Below are 19,254 nucleotides of genomic sequence, written 5' to 3'. Positions count from 1 at the left end.
GCATTCATCCTTAATTTTCTAACGTATATCAAAATCCCCGTGTTTACCGAGGAGATGGTGGTTCTGCTTATATTGCTTGCCCATATTTTACAAAACGCGGCTTACCTACGGTTGCAGGAATTAATTTGCCTCGTATATCAACCATTACTTCTGTACCTGTTTCAACGGGTACACGTGCGAGAGCGATTGAATGTCCAAGGGTTGGGGAAAAGCTACCACTGGTAATCACGCCATCAGCTTGGCCGTCAATGACAACGCGCTGGCTTTGGCGCATAATCCCTTTATCTAATAGGGTTAATCCAACTATTTTGCGTTTAATACCCAGTTGTTTTTGTGATACTAATGCGCCCATGCCAATAAAATTGCGTTCGGTGGGTTCCCACTTAATGGTCCAAGCCAGGCCTGACTCTAAAGGTGTGGTGGAAGTATCCATATCTTGGCCGTACAGCAGCATTCCTGCTTCGAGCCTTAGTGTATCGCGCGCAGCTAATCCACAAGGTTGTACCCCGGCGTGCACTAAATCATCCCATAATTGGACTACTTGATCTTGAGGTACAATAATTTCCAGGCCATCTTCACCAGTATAGCCTGTGCGTGCAAAAAACCATTGTTCTACATCAACACTCTCGAAATGGGTAAGGGTAGATACCGCATCAACTTGTGCCGGATTAAGAATAGAACAGGTTTTCTCGATGGCATTAGGGCCTTGTATGGCAATCATGGCGAGTTCGCGGCGTTCTTGTAAGCCTATGGCAAAGCCTTCGCTCACTTTGCGAATCCAAGCCAAATCTTTGTCCCGTGTTGCTGAGTTAAGCACGATACGGTAATTGTCGGAAGCACGTTGATAGACGATTAGATCATCAATGATGCCGCCATGTTCATTACACATACAGCTGTAGAGTGCCTTGCCATGATGATCTAAAGCATCGACATCATTAGTTAATAGTTTACGTAGAAACAGACGACCACCGGCACCAAGTATGTCAACTATCGTCATATGCGAGACATCAAAAATCCCTGCGTCTTGACGTACCTGCCGATGTTCATTGAGCTGGGAGCCATAATGCAGCGGCATCTCCCATCCATGAAAATTAACCATTTTAGCACCACATTTTAAATGGGTTGTATGCAGTGGAGTTTTAACAGTCATTGCGTGAGTCCTTTTTTCGCGTCTTGATTGACAAAGATTATACTCAAGATACTTGAAAATGCTACTTTAAAAAGCGTGAAGAATCTTATTCGCGTAAATCCTTACATCTCATTATATACTCTATTAAATACATGACATTTATAGGACTCCTGGATGACTTGGCTTACTGTTTGGCAATGGGTGCTGGATTTGGGGTGGTTGGTGGTTTTGCTGAGTATCTTCATACATTTTTGGCGCGATCGACAGTCTTTAGTGCGGGCAACAAACTGGTTAAAGGCAAAGGGGCGCGTAACCAGCTGCGAGTGGACTAAAGCAGGGCACAGTGTTTGGCCAAAAATTGAATATACCTACCACGTGCATGATAAAGATTTAGTCGGAGAATATCTGTTTTTAGATACCGCGCATAATACCCCTAACAGCAAATATGCACGTCGTATTGCGTATAAAGCGGCGGTTGCGTTTAAGGAGGAGGAAGAAATTGATATCTACTACAATCCCAACCATCCCGAGCAATCCGCCTTAGATGTGACCATGCCGAAAAAATTAAATGTGATTTTAATTTTAATCGGCATCTTAATTGTTTTGCAGCTGGGTATTATTGTTTGGCATTGCCTACATTAGGTGGTGGTGCCATTTCCTCGTCAATAGGGCACTGGCAAGGTGGTTTAGTGACGACAGCTTGCAGGTTGGTAATGCTATAGCCACGAACTCCTTGGCCAGATGGAGCTACCCCAAAGGTTACCGTAACTTTAAGCGTTTGATGTTGTTGATACTGAGGGTTTTGGTAAACGACTAGTACTTTGGTGACCGCGTTCCAGTGAGTTGCATCAATAGGTGTAATTACTGGTGGTTCCGTAGGTATTGCGCTGACATAATAAAGGTTTTTCTGTACTGCCTCTGGTAATTGAGATGTATTTAGTGCCTTTGTATAAGCAATCCAGGCCTCGGCAGTAAAATATTTGGCAATTTGTTTTTGATCTTGTAAATAATTTTTATAGCTGTAGGTGTTGGTGGCGACAACCGCTTCATTAACCCAAACGATTAACGGAGCAAGATCGGGGCCTGCATAAGCTAGCGGTGAACCCAGAGCTAAAGCGACAACCAAGGAGCTTGTAGCATTTAAAACGTGTTTCTTCATGTGTTTTCTCGATTGCGTTAAAACTCAATAGCTTCAGTGTAGCTCATTTTTTTTAAATAAAAAAATCCCCGGTGAGTGACCGGGGCAAATTACGTGTTTGGATATTTATCCAAACGTCGCTTCGCTTAAGAGGGGGGTAAAGCGAAGCTAAGCATTCGGGGGAAATGCTCATACCTTTTGACACCATACGAAACTAAAAGTTCAATTTTAGGTTAAATTATTTTAAGTTTATCGGATGTAGCGTGTTTCACTCACGTTATTTACGACTTTGTAGCAGAATCCTTTTATATCATTGTGGGTTTGCAAAACGGCAAATTTCGAGGTTACAGGAAATTCAAAAGTAAAAAGGCATTGTTTTGTACAGCCTAATTTAGGATTGGGAGTTGGTTGTTTGTCTGAATTTCAGTAAAAAAAGAGTAGGTGTGCTTTGTTTATAAGCAATGAGTTCGACTGGCGTTATTGATTGTGAAAAAAAGACGGAGTAATCCCGTTAGTTGATGCTGTAGTCCACACATTCTCTGATTCCTCCGTGTTCTGAATAAAACTGGCGGTAGCGGTACCAGTTCTCATTTTTGAGCAGAAGTTTTTTCAGGGTAAGGTGCATACAAGGAACAGGTTAAAATACAGAACCTTAGTGTAACACGGAACATGACAAGTCGCCGACTTCGTCGGCCTGTGCGCCAACGGCGCCTTGAGGTTAAAATAATACCAGTATGTTTGCTTATAGGATTCTCTTGTCTTTTGGTGTACAATTCTTGCCTGCGCAAGAAGCTATTGAAGAAATTGAAAATACAGTAATGAATTCAAAATCAGGCTAAAAATTTTGCATAAAAAGGTTATCCACGACGGTTGTTTTTGTGTAAAAAAATGAAAATCAAAAAAAAAGAAAGGTATATAAATGGAAAATTTAATTTATAAATTAGTAAAAGATACAGCAAAAAAAAATGCGTCTTCTTTAATAACTTCGACTTACAATGTTATTAGTAATGAAGAAAAAAAGTATTACTTATTGAACCCTAAAAAAAAACAAGCTAGTCGATTAATGATAGAGAGTGTTTATTATACAGTATCTGATTATCATATTAGTATCTATGAAAATTTGCGAGAATCAGATCAAAATGCAGAATTTCATATTACGGTTGAGTTTGAAAAAGAAAGAAATAAAACTAATGAAAAAATAGTTGCACGAGCATTTTTTGATAGAAATGGAAGTTTTCTATTTCTTAATATAAAAGACAAATTAGAAAACGTTTTGTTAGTTGAAGATTTTGGAATAAAAGACTTTTGTTTTACAGGTATATTACCCTTTGTTGAAATAACAAAAACCATTTATAAAAATAAGATTGAAGAATTTGAAAATCTATATCAAAGCAATTTAAAAAATTTATATGAGCAAAGCAAAGAAATTGAGACTGTAGATTCAATTGACGAAAAAATCGAATCTTATGATAGCTATCAACATAAATTAGAAGAAACTATCAAGCAAATTGATATAGGTGTTTATTTTGAAATTTTTGAAAGTAAAACTCGGTTAAATTATTTTAAAGTTCATTTAGAAGGTATGAAAAATAAACAACATGAGCTAGATGTTGAAAAAAAATTATTTCAGGAAAAACCCTTAATTAAAAAGGAAAAAAATACTTTAATAGCTCAGGAATCAAGATTTGAGACAAAAACAATTAAAGTAATGAATGAAAGCACTAAAATTGCTGAAATTAAAAACCACATCAAAAAAGCGCAATCATTAAGAAAAATAAAACCATCTGAAGCCATCAAAACAGAATATTTATATCAAAAATCTTTGTTAGATTTTAATATAAATAATAATGAATTTCTCGAGACTATTACCAATGTGCGTAAACTCGAAGAAGAAGCAAAAAAAACACTGATTACAATATTTATTGTAGGAAAAGAATACGAAAAAATAAAGAAAGAAGATTTGTATAACTTAATTTCGGTCGCTAAATTTAACTCAGACACATTATCAATTTTTACCTTTGCTCTGGCAAATAATCGAGTAAGTGCTTTAAAAATATTTTTAGAGGAAGTTAAAAATATAGATTTAAATATGAAAATAAAAATAAAAAATGACTATACATACCCTTTGATTTTTGCTTATCAAAAAGAATTTTCAGAAGTATTTGAGTTATTGTTAAACAATGGAGCAAACCCTGAATTTAAAAATACCAAAGGGGAGACACTTTTAATACGTTCGTGTATCGATAATCGTAATCAAGAAATGGTAAGTCTTTTAAACGCGAAAGCTAATCCGTTTGTAATATGTCATTCCGGTTTCGCAGCCATTAGTAATCTGATAATGATGGATAAAGGTGAACCAAATATTAAAGCAGCAAAACTCTTTTTGAAGCATACGTCAAATTATGCGCCAGAGGTTATCAATCAAGTACAAGGAATACTAAGTTATGAAAGCACTCCTTTGAGTTACGCTTGTCAAAAAGGATGGACCAAATGCGTTGAACTACTATTAAGCTATAATGCTGATCCTAACAAAATTAGAACAGATGGATATTCACCCCTTGCAATTTGTGTAGGAAAAGATAATGAAGAATTATTCAATAAAATATTGAATAATTCAAAAATTGAAATAAATTATGGTTTATGTAGCGCTTTAGCTATCGCAGAGGAAAAGGGTAAAACAGAATTTCTAAAAACTATCAATAACTATATTAAAGATAAACAACTAAAAGATATAGACGCAAGCTTAAGATTTCCTGCTGGAGAGCTTTCTATGTTTCAAATGGATTGCCTTCTGAATAGAACTACTGAAGAAAGGAATAATGATATAGTAAAAATGAAAGCATTAACGAGATTGATGAATGGTAATAATTTTTTTAATAGCGGGAATAATACTCTTACCTATGAAGAATCACAAAAAGAACCAAACACATCGGCTTTCTGTAAAAAATAAAGTGTTAAAAATTTTCATAAAAAGGGGGTTGGTTCATGAAGGTACGAAATTTCCCGCGGCATGACTGCAACCCTTTAGTAGCCTAGGCTGCACAATTTGCAACCTGAATTTTATGTAACTTATTGAAGTATTTGTATTAATGAATTTTATCATTTTCATAGTATCAACAGTCAATACCTTAAAAATATAGTAGTAGATACTTCATGTTGTGAAAATCACATTAAAATCTTGAGGTTGTAGGAAGTTCAAAAGTAAAAAGGAATTATTTTGAACAGTATCAATCAGGTTTTCGGTAAGCGGTTGCTTTGTATAAATTGCTCCGAAGAAGGTGCGAGCGGTTTTGCCTGCGGATAACAGGTTATATTACACGCTCTTAGTGTAACACGGAACATGACCAGTCGCCGACTTCTTCGGCCTGTGCGCCAACGGCGCCTTGATGAGTCTCGAATTTGGTCTTCTATAAACCAAATAATACCAAGAGCAGGTTAATTGTTAGCGCAAATGTTCACGGGAATAGAAGGTGTTTACCTATGACTTACCTACCGTTTATGCTATCCTCGCGTGTTTTATATCGACAAAATAATTAAGGGGGCATTGTGCGCAACAGTCGGTTTTACTTTGCTAATCCTGATAGAGTTGGTCGATTTATCAATCGCTGGGATTTACTGTTATTAATTTTAATTTTTGCAGTACTGTTCTTTTTTGGCTGGGCGGGCTCACAAATGGCAACTCCTTATCAATTAGGAGACCAAATACCCATTTCTCTCGAGCCAGAAAATTTGCCTTTTTATGCATTGCGTACGGTAATCCGTATGTTTATTGCCTTGTTCTTTTCCATCATCTTTACCTTTACCGTAGGGCTTCTGGCGGCTAAAAATCGGCGTGCTGAACAAATAATTATTCCCGCTATTGATATCTTACAATCAATACCTGTTTTGAGCTTTTTATCGATTACGGTCACCGGCTTTATCCATTTATTTCCAAACAGCTTATTAGGCCCTGAATGCGCCTCAATTTTTGCTATTTTCTGCGCTCAAGTATGGAATATGACTTTTGGTTTTTACCAATCATTGAAAACGCTTCCTCATGATTTGCAGGAAGTTTCTTCTATGTTTCGTCTTTCTTCCTGGCAGCGTTTTTGGAAATTAGAAGTTCCTTTTTCCATGTCTGGATTATTATGGAATATGATGATATCTATGTCCGCGAGCTGGTTTTTCGTGGTCTTATCCGAGGCCATTTCGGTGGCGCATCAAAATATCCGTTTGCCTGGCATGGGTTCTTATATTGCTTTGGCAATACAACAAAAAGATTTGCATGCGGTTGGTTATGCGATTTTAACGATGGTCATCGTTATTTTTTTATACGACCAAATACTCTTTCGTCCCTTAATTGCCTGGTCTGAAAAGTTTAAATTTGAAGTATCACCCGATGACGCAGAATACCAATCCTGGTTGATCGACTGGATGCGTGGTAGTCGCCTCATGAAGCAATTTGCGGAGATGATTAATGTCTTGACCGATAATTTTGTTAATGCGCGTTGGTTTCGTATCAGTGAGTCTAAGGAAATAAAGGAAGTCGATTTAAAAAAACAAAAGCTCCTCGATCGTTTTTGGAATATCACGGTTTTAGTCTGTGTGATTAGCGGGGGCTGGTTTTTATTACGATTTATCTTAGCCGAACTGAAAGTGAGTGACATCCTGCATGTATTCTTGTTGGGGGCAGCCACAGGTACTCGGGTTATTATTCTGATTATATTAAGTTCGTTAATTTGGATCCCGGTTGGCGTTTGGATCGGCTTAAGACCACGTCTTGCACAACGGATCCAGCCAGTAATTCAATTTGTTGCCGCGTTTCCTGCCAATTTATTTTACCCTTTATTTGTTATTGCTATAGTTGAATTTAATTTAAACGTACAAATCTGGGTAACGCCTTTAATGATCTTGGGCACCCAGTGGTATATTTTATTTAACGTCATTGCGGGGGCGTCATCAATCCCACGCGATCTCTACCTGGCGGCTAATAATTTTGGTTTAAAAGGCTGGCTTTGGTGGAAGCGTTTAGCTTTACCGGGAATTTTTCCGTTCTATATAACGGGGGCAATTACTGCTGCAGGTGGTGCTTGGAACGCCAGTATTGTTGCTGAATGGGTGAGCTGGGGTAATACTACCTTGAAAGCAACGGGCTTAGGGGCATACATTCAGGCCAGTACGGCAACCGGTAATTTTCCCAAAATTGCTTTAGGTACGGCAATGATGTGTTTGTATGTACTGATGTTTAATCACCTTATTTGGCGCCCATTGTACCGTTTGGCAGAAGAGCGGTTTAATTTTAATTAGGGTCTGTTTACCATTTCGCTAGCTTGAGACGATTATGCCTGAAACTATTATTGCTATAGAAAGCTTACGTAAGTCCTTCAAAAAAGCTTCCGAGCAAGATTTGCTGGTGCTTGAAGATGTTAATTTTAAATTACAAGAAGGCGAAATCGTCGCATTATTAGGTAAGTCGGGTTCAGGTAAATCCACCCTACTGCGAATCATTGCCGGTCTTGTCCCTCCTTCAAGTGGCACGGTAACCTATCGCGGAATGCCTGTTACCAGCCCGGTTGCTGGGATTGCGATGGTATTTCAATCCTTTGCTTTAATGCCTTGGCTTACTGTTTTGGAAAATGTGGAATTAGGCCTTGAGGCGCAAGGTGTTAGCCGTGAAGAACGTCGCCATCGTGCAATTGAGGCAATTGATATCATTGGTCTTGATGGTTTTGAATCTGCGTTCCCTAAAGAACTTTCAGGGGGAATGCGGCAGCGGGTTGGTTTTGCCCGAGCGTTAGTTATTAACCCAGATGTTTTATTAATGGATGAGCCGTTTTCAGCATTGGATGTATTGACGGCGGAAAACTTAAAATCAGACTTGCTGGAGTTATTGAAAGAAAAGAAAACCAACACTAATGGTATTTTATTAGTAACCCACAATATTGACGAAGCGGCCACTCTTGCGGATCGCATAGTCATTTTTGGTAATGATCCTGGCTACATTCGCGCGGAGTTACCCGTAACTTTACCACAACCACGCGACCCTGAATCGCCAGAGTTTCGTGCCTTGGTTGATAAGATTTATACCTTAATGACGACAGGCCCTAAAGAAAAGGCTCAGCGCGCTCAACGTGAACGTCAAATTGGTTTAGGTTATCGTTTGCCCGATGTGGAACCTTCTGAATTAACCGGTTTGATTGAAACGATGACCTCGTTTGAAGAGCGCATTGATTTGCCAGAGTTGGCGGATGAATTGATGATGAATATTGACGATCTGTTCCCAATCTTAGAAACCTTGGAAATTTTAGGTTTTGCAAAAGTTTCAGCAGGGGATATTCAGTTAAGTGATTTAGGTAAACAATTTTCGGAAGCAGATTTACAAGAGCGTAAGCAATTATTCGCCCAACGCTTATTAGAAAAAGTACCATTGGCCCGCTACATCAGCCGTATTTTAGATGAAAAAGTAGGTCATCGCGTTTCTGAAGAACGTTTCTTAAGTAAGCTCGAAGATTATTTAAGTGAAAAAGAAGCCGAGCGTGTTTTACGTACCATGATTGACTGGGGACGCTATGCAGAGCTTTTTGCTTATGATTTTAACACTGGAATTTTAAGCTTGGAAAATCCCGGAGATGGGGTGTAAAGCAATGCCATTGCATTATGCGAATTTAATAGCTCTCTTGTCCGTGATGATAATAGTATGTTGTTGAACGCGGGGAGGAACCCTTATTACGTGGTGCTAATAAGGGTTCCTGAGACTCAATATTCTTAAGCTGATTTCTTTGCCAAATAATTCAATATTTCCATCAAACGCTCAGGGCTCCCTGCTAATTGCAAATCAGTCTTATACTTCTGATTGACCACAAATGCGGGAACTGCACTAATTTGATAAGCACCCATTAATGACATACCCGTTTGTACTTTCATATCAATGCTTGGTGAATTTTCAAAAGCACTTTTCGCAATTTCCCGATCAACGCCTTGGGAAACAAAGAAATTAACCATCGTTTGCTTCGATTCTAAAGGTACTCTATCTATCTGAATGGCTTTGAATAATAAGGGGTTTAATCTATCTGACAGCGCAAGCGTTTTCGCAGTGTAATAGGCTTTAGCATACAGCTCCCAGCTGGGTTTAAATACCACGGGAACACGTTCAAACTCGACACCTTTCCCCAAGGAGCTTACCCATTGATGTAGTGGTGCTTCTATCTTATAACACCAAGGACAACCATAACTAAAAAATTCCTGAATAATAGGCGCTTTGCTCTTTACGGCCTGAGGATTAGAGACCACAACATAATCTTTGCCTTCAACAAAAGCCGCAGCAAAAGCCATTGTGGGTAAAAGTAAGAAGAAACAAAATAGTTTTTTTAACATGTTTAAATTCCCTAGTGTAAACCTTCAATATAATGTGCTACAGCTTCCATATCTTCTCGGCTCATCCTGCTGCTGATGTCTTGCATAATATGATTTAAATCATTCTTGCGTTTGCCGTTTTTAAATGCGAGCAATTGCAATAGTGTATAAGCAGCATGTTGGCCAGAAAGTACTGGAAAGCCAGCTTGAGCATTACCCGTACCTTTCGGACCATGGCAAGCAATACAGGCAGTTATCCGTTTTGTAAAGTCGCCTCCTCGATAAAGCTGTTCTCCGCGTTGCAGAAATTCTTTAGGAGTGCTTCCTTGAACCAAAGGTATTTTAGCATAATATGCTGCTAAGTCATCCATATCCTGGTCACTCATAGTGGCAACTAAGCCGCTCATGGTGGGCGCATCACGTAGCGATGTATCTTTCATCTCTTTTAGTTGCTTGATGAAGTATTTGGGGTGTTGCCCCGCCAGATTGGGCCATTCGGGGTTGGGGCTATTGCCTGATAGTCCATGACAGGCGCTACAGACCATCGCCTTATTTGTGATTGTTGGGGTATTTTCTTGCGCATAACTGGGGAGCGGGACGCACAGAATAATTGCTAGTGCAAATTTTTTCATGAAATTCTCTGTATTAAGGCTAAGGCACGCTAATTTTTGCAAAAATTATATAAAAGCGTAAAACAATGGTACACTGCCTGGGTTTAAATCCCAATGCCGTATATTTTATGTTAGAAAATCCTTATGCTAAAGCAGTATTTTTAAAAAGCGCCGCGCGAGTAACTCATTTGCCTGACGATACTGGCTATGAGGTCGCTTTTGCAGGACGCTCCAATGCAGGGAAATCCAGCGCGTTAAATTGTTTGACTGGAATTAAAGGCTTAGCTCGAACCAGTAAAACGCCAGGACGAACTCAATTAATTAATTTATTCTCTCTTGATGATGAGCGCCGTTTGGTGGACTTGCCAGGATATGGCTATGCCAAGGTCGCTTTGCAAATAAAGATGGAATGGCAAAAGCATTTAGCACATTATCTTGATGTCAGACAAAGCTTAAGAGGTTTGGTGTTGTTAATGGATGTGCGCCATCCCTTAAAAGATCTAGACCAAATGATGATCGATTGGGCATTGAATCGTGAATTGCCTGTGCATATTCTATTGACTAAAGCAGATAAATTAAGCCGCAGTGACGTCAAAAATACAGTTTTAAAAGTACGTAAACATTATGAACTTGCCAGTCATTTAATCAGTGTTCAAGCTTTTTCTTCTTTGAAAAAAGAAGGAGTGGATGAGTTGATTCTTTTGTTAAATCAGTGGCTGGATTTACAGTAAACGTATCCCGCTTCGAGGTTTAAGATGCATGTAGGCTGGGCTGCAAGGCTTAAGCCTACGGCTTCCTTTTAAGTAAGTGAGGCTCAATTGATTAACCTGTCTGCGGCTGATATGCTGAATCATTGCTGGGCTCATCCTTCTGCATATCCGCCAACTCGGCTTTATATTGATTAACTTTTTGGCGGGCTTGATCGGCCATAATACTGCCACCAATACTACCAACCATTTTAATCGTATCATTGATTGTTTTCAGGCTTTGCGTTACCGTTGCCGCGGTAGTGCTTATTAAACCTTGTTGTAATGCCGCGGACACGAAGCTTCCAGCGCCCATTAATGCGATGCTGGTACCTACTAATGCGGTTGTTGCCAACTCCGTCGGTGTAGGGGCTGCACCAAAGCGAATAAGATTATAAATCATTGTGCCTACGGTTTTTAATGCCAAAGGTACACCAATTGCCATGCCAATGCACGTAGCTGCTAAGGCAATAGGACCCATTATGGGAGCCAATGGCGGGATAAGCGCAAGAGCCGTGGCTGCAACGGCAATAAGCGATGCGGCTAATGAAACTTTAGAACCATAATATTCATAGTTAGTTAAGAATGCTGAAAAATTTCGGCTTGATTTATTTGCATAGGTAAAGTTGAAATCATTCGCCTGCAAATAAAAGTCGCGAGCCTTATGTAGGTTATGCAAAAATGTTTTCTTCTCTTCCATACTCAATGACATGCTTTTGAGTTCACGCTTGATTTCTGATAAGCATTGGTTAAATTCTTTTCTTCTTGATAAAACCTCAAATCTTGAGGATGTATGCTGGATGCCCTCATTTTCGGCCAGATTTGTTAACTTCTTTAAAAGGGCTTTAAGTTCTGGCATATCTGCCGATGTCTTTGCTGAATCTGGTTTCGGTTGATGAACGGGTTTTTTCAAGAAATGCAGGCAGGATGATTGGGCAAATAATATTTGTCCAAAGAGAATAATACTATCCAGGTGCTGCTGTTTTTGTCGTTTTTCTTCCGGACTAATGTCGCTGTGATTAATTTGAGCTCGTAGTTCCTTTATGTATTTTTGCTCCTTCTCGCTAAATTCAACTTTTGTCGAAGGAGTATCAATGCGCAATGCTGGGGCCATAAACTCTGGGCCAAAAAGAATCTCTCCGCGAGCAAATTCACTAGCGGGCAATGCGCTCCGCAATTGCTTTCGTACTTCCTCTGCGATAGAAGCATAGTCTTCTTGATGCAAGGTCACTTTAAACATAATTTGTCTCAAATAAAAGCATGCGGTAATTTAATGATACAACTTTTGTGAAAATAGATCCAGAATTATGCTCATCATTTGTCCTGGATGCCTTATTGCATCCAGGACAAATGGGTTACTTACTGAGCTCTTTTAAGAGGATTTCAATTGATTGAGGATTGGCTAATGTTGATAAATCACCTAGTTCTTCAATATGCTGAACTTCTTTACAGGCGATTTTACGTAAGAAACGACGCATTATTTTACCGGAACGTGTTTTGGGAAGTTCACTGGTGAAATGAATGACATCAGGTTTAGCAATGGCACTTATTTCTTTTTTCACCTGCTCAATTAAATCCATTTCTAAAGTACTGCTGAGGGTGACCTCATCTTTGAGAATGACATAAGCAAAAATACCCTGGCCTTTGAGATCGTGAGGAATACCAACGACGGCCGCTTCTGCAACCATGATATGGCTGACCAAGGCGCTCTCAATTTCTGCCGTGCCCAAACGATGACCAGAGACATTAATGACGTCGTCTACACGCCCGGTGATCCAATAATCGCCATCTTCATCACGTTTGGCGCCATCTCCTGTAATGTAATAACCATTGTGTAGATAAGTTTGACAAAAACGTTGATGCTCTCCTGCAATTGTTCTTGCCATAGAGGGCCAAGGATATTTCATCGCCAGAAATCCTTCGCCTGCTCCAGTGATTTCCTCATGTTGTTCATTTAACAAGACCGGAATTACTCCTGGAATTGGTTTTCTGGCTGAACCCGGTTTGATGGAGGGTTCATGAGGGCGGGGGCTGATCATAATTGCCCCGGTTTCGGTTTGCCACCAGGTATCTACAATTGGGCATTTACCTTTACCTACTTGTTGATAGTACCATTCCCAGGCTTCAGGATTAATGGGTTCTCCAACGGAGCCTAGCAAGCGCAAAGAATTTCTACTGCTTGAGCCCAGCCACTGATTACCGGTACGCATGAGCGCACGTATGGCGGTTGGGGCTGTGTAAAATACATTCACCTGGTGTTTATCAATAATTTGCCAATTTCTAGAAGCATCGGGCCAAGTGGGTATCCCCTCATAAACCAGGCTGGTTATCCCATTACACAAGGCGCCGTAAACCACATAGCTGTGTCCCGTGATCCAGCCGATATCCGCAGTACACCAAAATACTTCATCTTCTTTACAATCAAAGATAAGTTGATGCGTGTAAGCAGCTTGGACAAGATATCCCCCTGTCGTATGTACGACCCCTTTAGGTTGGCCAGTGCTGCCGGAGGTATACAGGATGAACAAAGGATCTTCGGCATCCATAGGTTCAGGTTCACAATGAGCATCAACCTGCTCTCTTAATTCATGCCACCAATGGTCGTGATTTCTATCAAAGTGAATCTCGGAATTGCTATTTTTAATAATAAGACGTTGTAAGGAGATGCCTTCACAGGCTTCGTCAACTTGCTCTTTTAGTCCAACAGGTTTACCTCCGCGAAAAAAGCTGTCTACGGTGATTATGCATTTGCATTCGGATGCGATTAAACGTTGTTGTAACGCATGGGCAGAGAAGCCGGCAAATATGACCGTATGTATGGCCCCAATGCGTGTACAGGCAAGCATCGCAATAATTGCTTCGGAAATCATTGGCAAATAAATTGCGACTTTATCTCCTTTTTTAATGTGGAGTTTTTTGAGCACATTGCTCATACGGCATACTTCCGCATGCAATTCAGAAAAACTTAGTTCCTTATGGTGCGCCGGATCATCTCCTTCCCAGATAATTGCAGTTTGATTTGCTTTATGGGGCAGGTGGCGGTCTAGGCAATTAGCACTAACATTGAGTTTTCCTCCTTCAAACCAACGAATCGTTCCTTGTTTAAAATCACCGGAAAGTACGGTGTCCCAAGGACGCATCCATTGAATTGTTTGCTGGGCAATTTCAGACCAAAATTCAGCCAAAGACTCTTCTGTATGAGTTAGGAGGTGAGGTGATGGTTTCGCTTGCATGTTAAACCTCTTTTCCACGAGCTATTAGTTTAATAATAGCTGAAAAATCGCTATCACCAAGCCCTTGATCGATAAATTGCTGATAAAGAGCGGTTGCTCTTTCGGCCAAGGGAGTGTTGGTGTTAACTGCATGAGCGCAGTCTTGGCTAAGTAATAGATCTTTAAGCATCATGGCTGCAGCGAACCCAGGTTTATAGTCATTATTGGCAGGTACATTTTCCAGAATCCCTGCAACAGGAGCATATTTCGTCATCGCCCAACATTGGCCAGAAGCATTGTTTACTACTTCGAATAATTTTTGTGGGGATAGATTTAATTGTTCTGCGAGAACAAAGGCTTCAGAAATGGCAATCATGGAAATACCGAGAATCATGTTATTGCAAATTTTTGCTGCTTGCCCACTTCCTGCAGCACCAGTGTGGATTATTTTTTGTCCCATGGCAGCAAGGATTGGCTGGGCAAGTTGAAATGCCTCGTTTTCTCCCCCTACCATAAAGGTTAACGTTCCTGCGCTAGCCCCAGCTGTGCCTCCAGATACTGGCGCATCCACCACCTGAAGCTGTTTCGTTTTAGCGAGCTGGTGCACCTCTCGTGAGCTGTTGACATCGATAGTTGAGCAGTCAATAAATAAGGTGTTATTAGCAATCGTACTGAACAAGCCCTCAGTACCATGACAAACCTGCAACACTTGTTGCCCTGTTTGCAACATGGTAATGACTACCTCTTGTCCACGGGCCGCATCAGCAATGTCTTTTGCAATTAAGCCTCCGCTTGCTGCAAAACGTTCCAGGGCTGATTGTTGTAAATCAAATCCTGTAACCTGATGTCCTGCTTTAATGAGATTTGTGGCCATAGGTAAACCCATATGACCAAGTCCGACAAATCCAATTTTTGCCATCTAATTCTCCGTTCGAATAATCGACCTATGTTTTAATCATGGGTTGGCATAATAAACGCACTTCCTTTTAAGGCATGCGTAGGCCATTTACTGGTCACAGTTTTTAACTTGGTATAGAAATAAATGCTTTCATCACCATGTAAGCTAATGTCACCAAAAAATGATTGTTTCCAGCCACCAAAGGGGTGGTTTGCTACAGGCACGGGGATAGGGATATTCACACCAACCATTCCTGCTTGCACACGTTGACAGTATTCACGTGCACTGTATCCATCACGAGTAAAAATCGCGGTGCCATTACCAAATTGGTGTCTATTGACTAAGTCGAGCGCCTGTTCAAAGTCATTAACGCGCACGACGAGTAATACCGGACCAAAGATTTCATTTTGGTATACGGACATTTCCTCGTTGACCTTATCAAATAGGCAGGGACCGATGAAAAAGCCTTGGGGATGAGCGGGTTGTTTATAGGCTCGACCATCAATAATTAATTGCGCACCTTCATGCACGCCTTGATCAATTGCGGCCATGACTCGTTTGCGGTGCGCGCTGCTCACTAATGGTCCCATGTCGGTATCAGCTACATCACCGGCATCGATTTTCATTGCTTGGATTTGTGGTGTCATTTTGGCAATTAGGGCATCCGCTACCTGATCACCTACGGCTACAGCAACGGAAATGGCCATGCAACGTTCACCGGCAGAACCATAAGCTGCGCCTACTATTGCAGATGCAGCTTGATCCATATCCGCATCAGGCATGACCACACAATGGTTTTTGGCACCGCCAAAAGTATGAGCACGTTTGCCATGCGCGGTTGCTTTAGTGTAAATGGACTGAGCTACTGGCGTTGAGGCTACAGCAGTAACTGCTGCAACATCAGGATGGGTAATTAAATAATCCACCGTGTCTTTATCACCCTGTAAACAGTTGGCAACACCTGCTGGTAAACCCGCCTCACTTAATAATTCCAATAAACGCACTGAAGCAGAAGGATCTTGTTCTGAGGGCTTTAATATAAAGGAGTTACCACAGGCAATTGCGGGGATCATCATCCATATGGGAACCATTACCGGGAAATTAAATGGTGAAATACCTACGCAAACGCCAAGAGGTTGTCTGAGCGTATGACAATCAATACCGCCAGCTACCTCTGTAGAATAATCGCCTTTAAGTTGATTGAGCAGTCCACAATGTAATTCGACTACTTCAATGGCGCGGGCGACCGAACCTTTGGCATCATCAATGGTTTTGCCGTGTTCTTGGGTTACTAAACGGGCTAAATCCAGTTGATGCTTTTCCATTAGCTCTCTAAATTTAAAAAGAATGCGGGCTCTTTTAATTGCAGGTGTTTGTGCCCAGGCAATGCCCGCTTCTTTTGCCGTACTGATGGTTTTATCGCAAAGTGCTTTGGAGGCGAAGTGTAATTGTCCAATGATTTCGCCCAAGGCTGGATTATAAATAGGGTGACTTGTGGTGTTCGTGTCGTTTACAAATTGACCACCTACATAATGTTGCACTATGTATCCCATTAGCAAACTCCTTTTCATGTTTTTTTGTAAATTTAAGTTGATCATTGTAATTGTTTCGTGGAAACATTTATACAATAATAGTAGTGATACAGGAGTACTTATTTGAAAAAATATTTCAAAGTAAATTACTTCCGAGGGAATCCAGGGACTATTAAGTAGTAAGGAAATTATCAATGACAAAAGGAATTTTGCGTGTACCCAAGGGTACGCTTACGGGGCTGGTATCTACTTTACAAGGTTATTTTCCTGGCTATGTCGTGGAAGCCTATGACCCTCATAAGCCTGACTACCGTTTAAGTTATCAAAAAAAGGTCGATAGTTATTGCCACGCATTTGAATATCTTCTCAAGGCATGCCCACGCCCATGGACGGATCCTCATTATCCTGTTGAGGTGATTCGAACGCACATCGAGCAGTGCCGTCAGGTCTATAATTTTAACGCGAATACGGCAACGCGTGTTTCTGAGCTACAAATAGAGTTAAAGACTCTCACAACCAGCCTTGTCGACACAATCCGTTTGCTTTGGAATAAGTCTGGAGAGGATGCAACCGAATTATTAAATGAAGCGGAACAATATGTTTTGATGTTACGAGGTCGTCCTGATTTAGTAACGTTAACGCCTATGGGCACCGTGCAAGTGGATAAGGTTTTGCTGCCCTATGAGCCAGAGACCTTAGACGAGTTTCGCCAAATAAAAGCAGAAAACTGTCCTAAAACGCCGCATTGGTTTCAGGAGCTTTCTGCTCCTGCGCTTCATTTCAGGCAAGCATATTTTTGCAATTTACCTTCAGACCTTACTGATTTAGTTGATGACTTTGATAAATTTCTCGATAAATGGGAAGAGATTAAGTTAAATGCCATTAATTTGAATAATGATTTGCAGCAGATTGCCGGGCAAGTATTACCACTACCGATGTGGTTTTTAGAGTTACCCATACATCAGCAAAAAATGATTATGGCCCTTTCCAACGAGTCAGAGCTAGAAATCGATGCACGATTTAAGTTGTTTAAGCCGATGCTGGCACGTGAAGAATATAAGGATACTTTGGCGCAAGTTAGGACGCTTCCTCAATGGTATTGGGTTTTGCCTGAGCATCAACAGTATTTTTTAGAATATGCTCTTAAAAGTAACGAAAGTCTTGAGGCGGTGCTTTCCTTTATATGTAGTCGTCATCGTTTCTTACCAATGCTTCCCAATCATGCGGTACATAGTTCACATATCATGGATGAAGAAGGTAACTTACAGGATTTATATGCAGCAAAGTATCGTGGAAGTCATGTTGTGCCACGCGATGGTGTTAATAAATGGCCGGTTGAAGTGATGCGGCTGTACACTTCTAGAAATTTAACACGGGCAACAGCAAAAGCAACGCCGGAACAATTTATTTTAGTACAAACCTTAGTTAGTCCCATTCGCCTGCCATTGATTAATATTTCAAAATGGCTACCTGATGGTGATTTAAAGAACATAGCGGATGCCGAAATGGAACAGCATCCCTTCGCATCCCGAATAATAAAAACGAACCATCCATTTAATGCGGCAAAAATAGCACTTTACACGGTTGCTTCGGATCCGAATATCGTGGCGGTGGTGAGTGCTATGGAGATACGGCAGAAAACTATCCCAGAATTAAAGCCGCTTCTTTTGAGCTACAAAGCCGTTTTAAATTCGGGAGTTGGTACAACCAATTTCTTGGATTATAGCGGACGAGAATTATTTTTAAGTTCTTTAGAACAATTAATGTTTCTTGTTTCTAAAGATTATTCTTTTGGCTCATGCGTCAGTGGTAAGGATAGAAAGGCAATAGAATCAATTCACACTGACGCAATGTGCCGGTACAAGTATGAATATGGGGTCTGGCCTGAATATGGTGATGTAGAGCAAGACCGCATTAACTTTGTTAATATCTTTGTAGATATTTATCTTTCACGTCATCATCATGAACATGCAGGGCATAATGCCCCCGGCTCGGAGGGCATAAAAACACCAGGCAAGTATTTACCTGCCGATATCGCTGCGGAAATTATTAGACGTTTAAATCATGACAAAGCTTTAGTTTATGATGACCGCCTTGCCACCAATAATGAAATTAGAAAGGTTAGTACGGGGTCGCCAATATTACCTAAAGAGCAGTTGGGGTGTAGTTTGATTGCCGCAGAGTTAGGTGAGGAGAAATGTACCGCGCTTTACGATACCTTATTTTTATTATTTAACGATATGACGCAATTTATTCCGGCTCCTGAGGAGAAGAAAAAGTCGTGGTATTTTTTTGCTTCAGAGCGTAGCGCACCGGCTGGTATTGTTGACATTAAAAAGTTAATGGATGATCCGCGAGCGGGTCCTAATAATATCGTTCGTATGGCAGGAATCATGAAAATTATATTATCCCGACCGGTACAGGATACCTCGCGTACCGAGGCTACAAAGTCAGTTTATGAGTTGCGACAGCTAATCGAAGCATCTGTATTAAAACATGATGAGCTCGTTGATAAGCTAACTGTTAACTGGACCAAGCTGTTTGAGAGGAACAAGCAATCGAAAAAAGTTACCGAGTTATCATTATAAATACCATCGTTGCTCGCAACTAATGGTGCTTAGCTAAGGAACATTTATAAAGTAAACTGTTTGCTGGG

14 protein-coding genes are annotated in these 19,254 nt (G+C 40.5%); 6 read left to right on the top strand and 8 right to left on the bottom strand.

The annotated features are described in order from the left end of the window. Positions 1–67 precede the first annotated feature (67 nt). Positions 68–1,150: a glycine cleavage system aminomethyltransferase GcvT gene (gene gcvT / locus ACQY7T_RS02600; RefSeq protein ID WP_428411155.1), complete on the bottom strand. Its 1,083-nt coding sequence runs from the start codon at positions 1,148–1,150 to the stop codon at positions 68–70. Between the two features lie 153 nt (positions 1,151–1,303). Here gcvT and ACQY7T_RS02595 point away from each other — a divergent pair, with 153 nt between their 5' ends. Continuing rightward, positions 1,304–1,771 carry a DUF3592 domain-containing protein gene (locus ACQY7T_RS02595; RefSeq protein ID WP_428411154.1) on the top strand — a complete coding sequence of 156 codons (468 nt, stop codon included), beginning with the start codon at positions 1,304–1,306 and terminating at the stop codon, positions 1,769–1,771. On the opposite strand, the gene ACQY7T_RS02590 is transcribed toward ACQY7T_RS02595, so the two are convergent. Then, entirely contained in the window at positions 1,746–2,288 is a 543-nt protein-coding gene (locus tag ACQY7T_RS02590) for a DotI/IcmL family type IV secretion protein (protein ID WP_428411153.1), read from the bottom strand. The genes ACQY7T_RS02595 and ACQY7T_RS02590 overlap by 26 nt on opposite strands. Before the next feature lie 898 nt (positions 2,289–3,186). On the opposite strand from ACQY7T_RS02590, the gene ACQY7T_RS02585 reads away from it, so the two are divergent. From ACQY7T_RS02585 to ACQY7T_RS02575, 3 genes are all read left to right on the top strand, one after another. Next, positions 3,187–5,217: an ankyrin repeat domain-containing protein gene (locus tag ACQY7T_RS02585; protein ID WP_428411152.1), complete on the top strand. Its 2,031-nt coding sequence runs from the start codon at positions 3,187–3,189 to the stop codon at positions 5,215–5,217. 596 nt (positions 5,218–5,813) lie between these two features. Then, positions 5,814–7,553 (top strand): ABC transporter permease, encoded by a 1,740-nt coding sequence (locus tag ACQY7T_RS02580; RefSeq protein ID WP_428411151.1) that lies wholly within the window; start codon positions 5,814–5,816, stop codon positions 7,551–7,553. Positions 7,554–7,587: 34 nt separating this feature from the next. After that, positions 7,588–8,886, top strand: coding sequence for an AAA-associated domain-containing protein (locus ACQY7T_RS02575; protein ID WP_428411150.1), 1,299 nt, complete (start codon positions 7,588–7,590; stop codon positions 8,884–8,886). A 125-nt stretch (positions 8,887–9,011) separates the two neighbouring features. Here ACQY7T_RS02575 and ACQY7T_RS02570 read toward each other — a convergent pair whose 3' ends face one another. Together ACQY7T_RS02570 and ACQY7T_RS02565 are read right to left on the bottom strand one after the other, a co-directional pair. After that, positions 9,012–9,620: a thiol:disulfide interchange protein DsbA/DsbL gene (locus tag ACQY7T_RS02570; protein ID WP_428411149.1), complete on the bottom strand. Its 609-nt coding sequence runs from the start codon at positions 9,618–9,620 to the stop codon at positions 9,012–9,014. 11 nt (positions 9,621–9,631) lie between these two features. Further along, entirely contained in the window at positions 9,632–10,231 is a 600-nt protein-coding gene (locus tag ACQY7T_RS02565; protein WP_428411148.1) for a c-type cytochrome, read from the bottom strand. Positions 10,232–10,338: 107 nt separating this feature from the next. Between ACQY7T_RS02565 and yihA the strand changes: the two genes are divergently transcribed. Then, positions 10,339–10,941 carry a ribosome biogenesis GTP-binding protein YihA/YsxC gene (gene yihA, locus ACQY7T_RS02560; protein WP_428411181.1) on the top strand — a complete coding sequence of 201 codons (603 nt, stop codon included), beginning with the start codon at positions 10,339–10,341 and terminating at the stop codon, positions 10,939–10,941. A gap of 91 nt (positions 10,942–11,032) precedes the next feature. Here yihA and ACQY7T_RS02555 read toward each other — a convergent pair whose 3' ends face one another. From ACQY7T_RS02555 to ACQY7T_RS02540, 4 genes are all read right to left on the bottom strand, one after another. After that, positions 11,033–12,196, bottom strand: coding sequence for a hypothetical protein (locus ACQY7T_RS02555; RefSeq protein ID WP_428411147.1), 1,164 nt, complete (start codon positions 12,194–12,196; stop codon positions 11,033–11,035). 115 nt (positions 12,197–12,311) lie between these two features. Next, a complete protein-coding gene (gene acs / locus ACQY7T_RS02550) occupies positions 12,312–14,189 on the bottom strand; it encodes an acetate--CoA ligase (protein ID WP_428411146.1) in 1,878 nt (625 codons plus the stop codon). 1 nt (position 14,190) lies between these two features. Next, entirely contained in the window at positions 14,191–15,087 is an 897-nt protein-coding gene (gene mmsB, locus ACQY7T_RS02545) for a 3-hydroxyisobutyrate dehydrogenase (RefSeq protein WP_428411145.1), read from the bottom strand. 32 nt (positions 15,088–15,119) lie between these two features. Further along, positions 15,120–16,619, bottom strand: a complete 1,500-nt coding sequence (locus tag ACQY7T_RS02540) for a CoA-acylating methylmalonate-semialdehyde dehydrogenase (protein ID WP_428411144.1) — start codon at positions 16,617–16,619, stop codon at positions 15,120–15,122. Between the two features lie 173 nt (positions 16,620–16,792). Between ACQY7T_RS02540 and ACQY7T_RS02535 the strand changes: the two genes are divergently transcribed. Then, the gene (locus ACQY7T_RS02535; RefSeq protein ID WP_428411143.1) at positions 16,793–19,186 is read left to right on the top strand and encodes an oxidoreductase; all 2,394 of its coding nucleotides are present in this window, start codon (positions 16,793–16,795) and stop codon (positions 19,184–19,186) included. The last annotated feature ends 68 nt before the right edge of the window (positions 19,187–19,254 follow it).

The sequence above is a fragment of the Legionella sp. genome (genome assembly GCF_965140895.1).
Lineage (GTDB): Bacteria > Pseudomonadota > Gammaproteobacteria > Legionellales > Legionellaceae > Legionella.
Note: the sequence above shows the minus strand (reverse complement) of the source record. Positions and strands in the feature narration are given on the sequence as shown.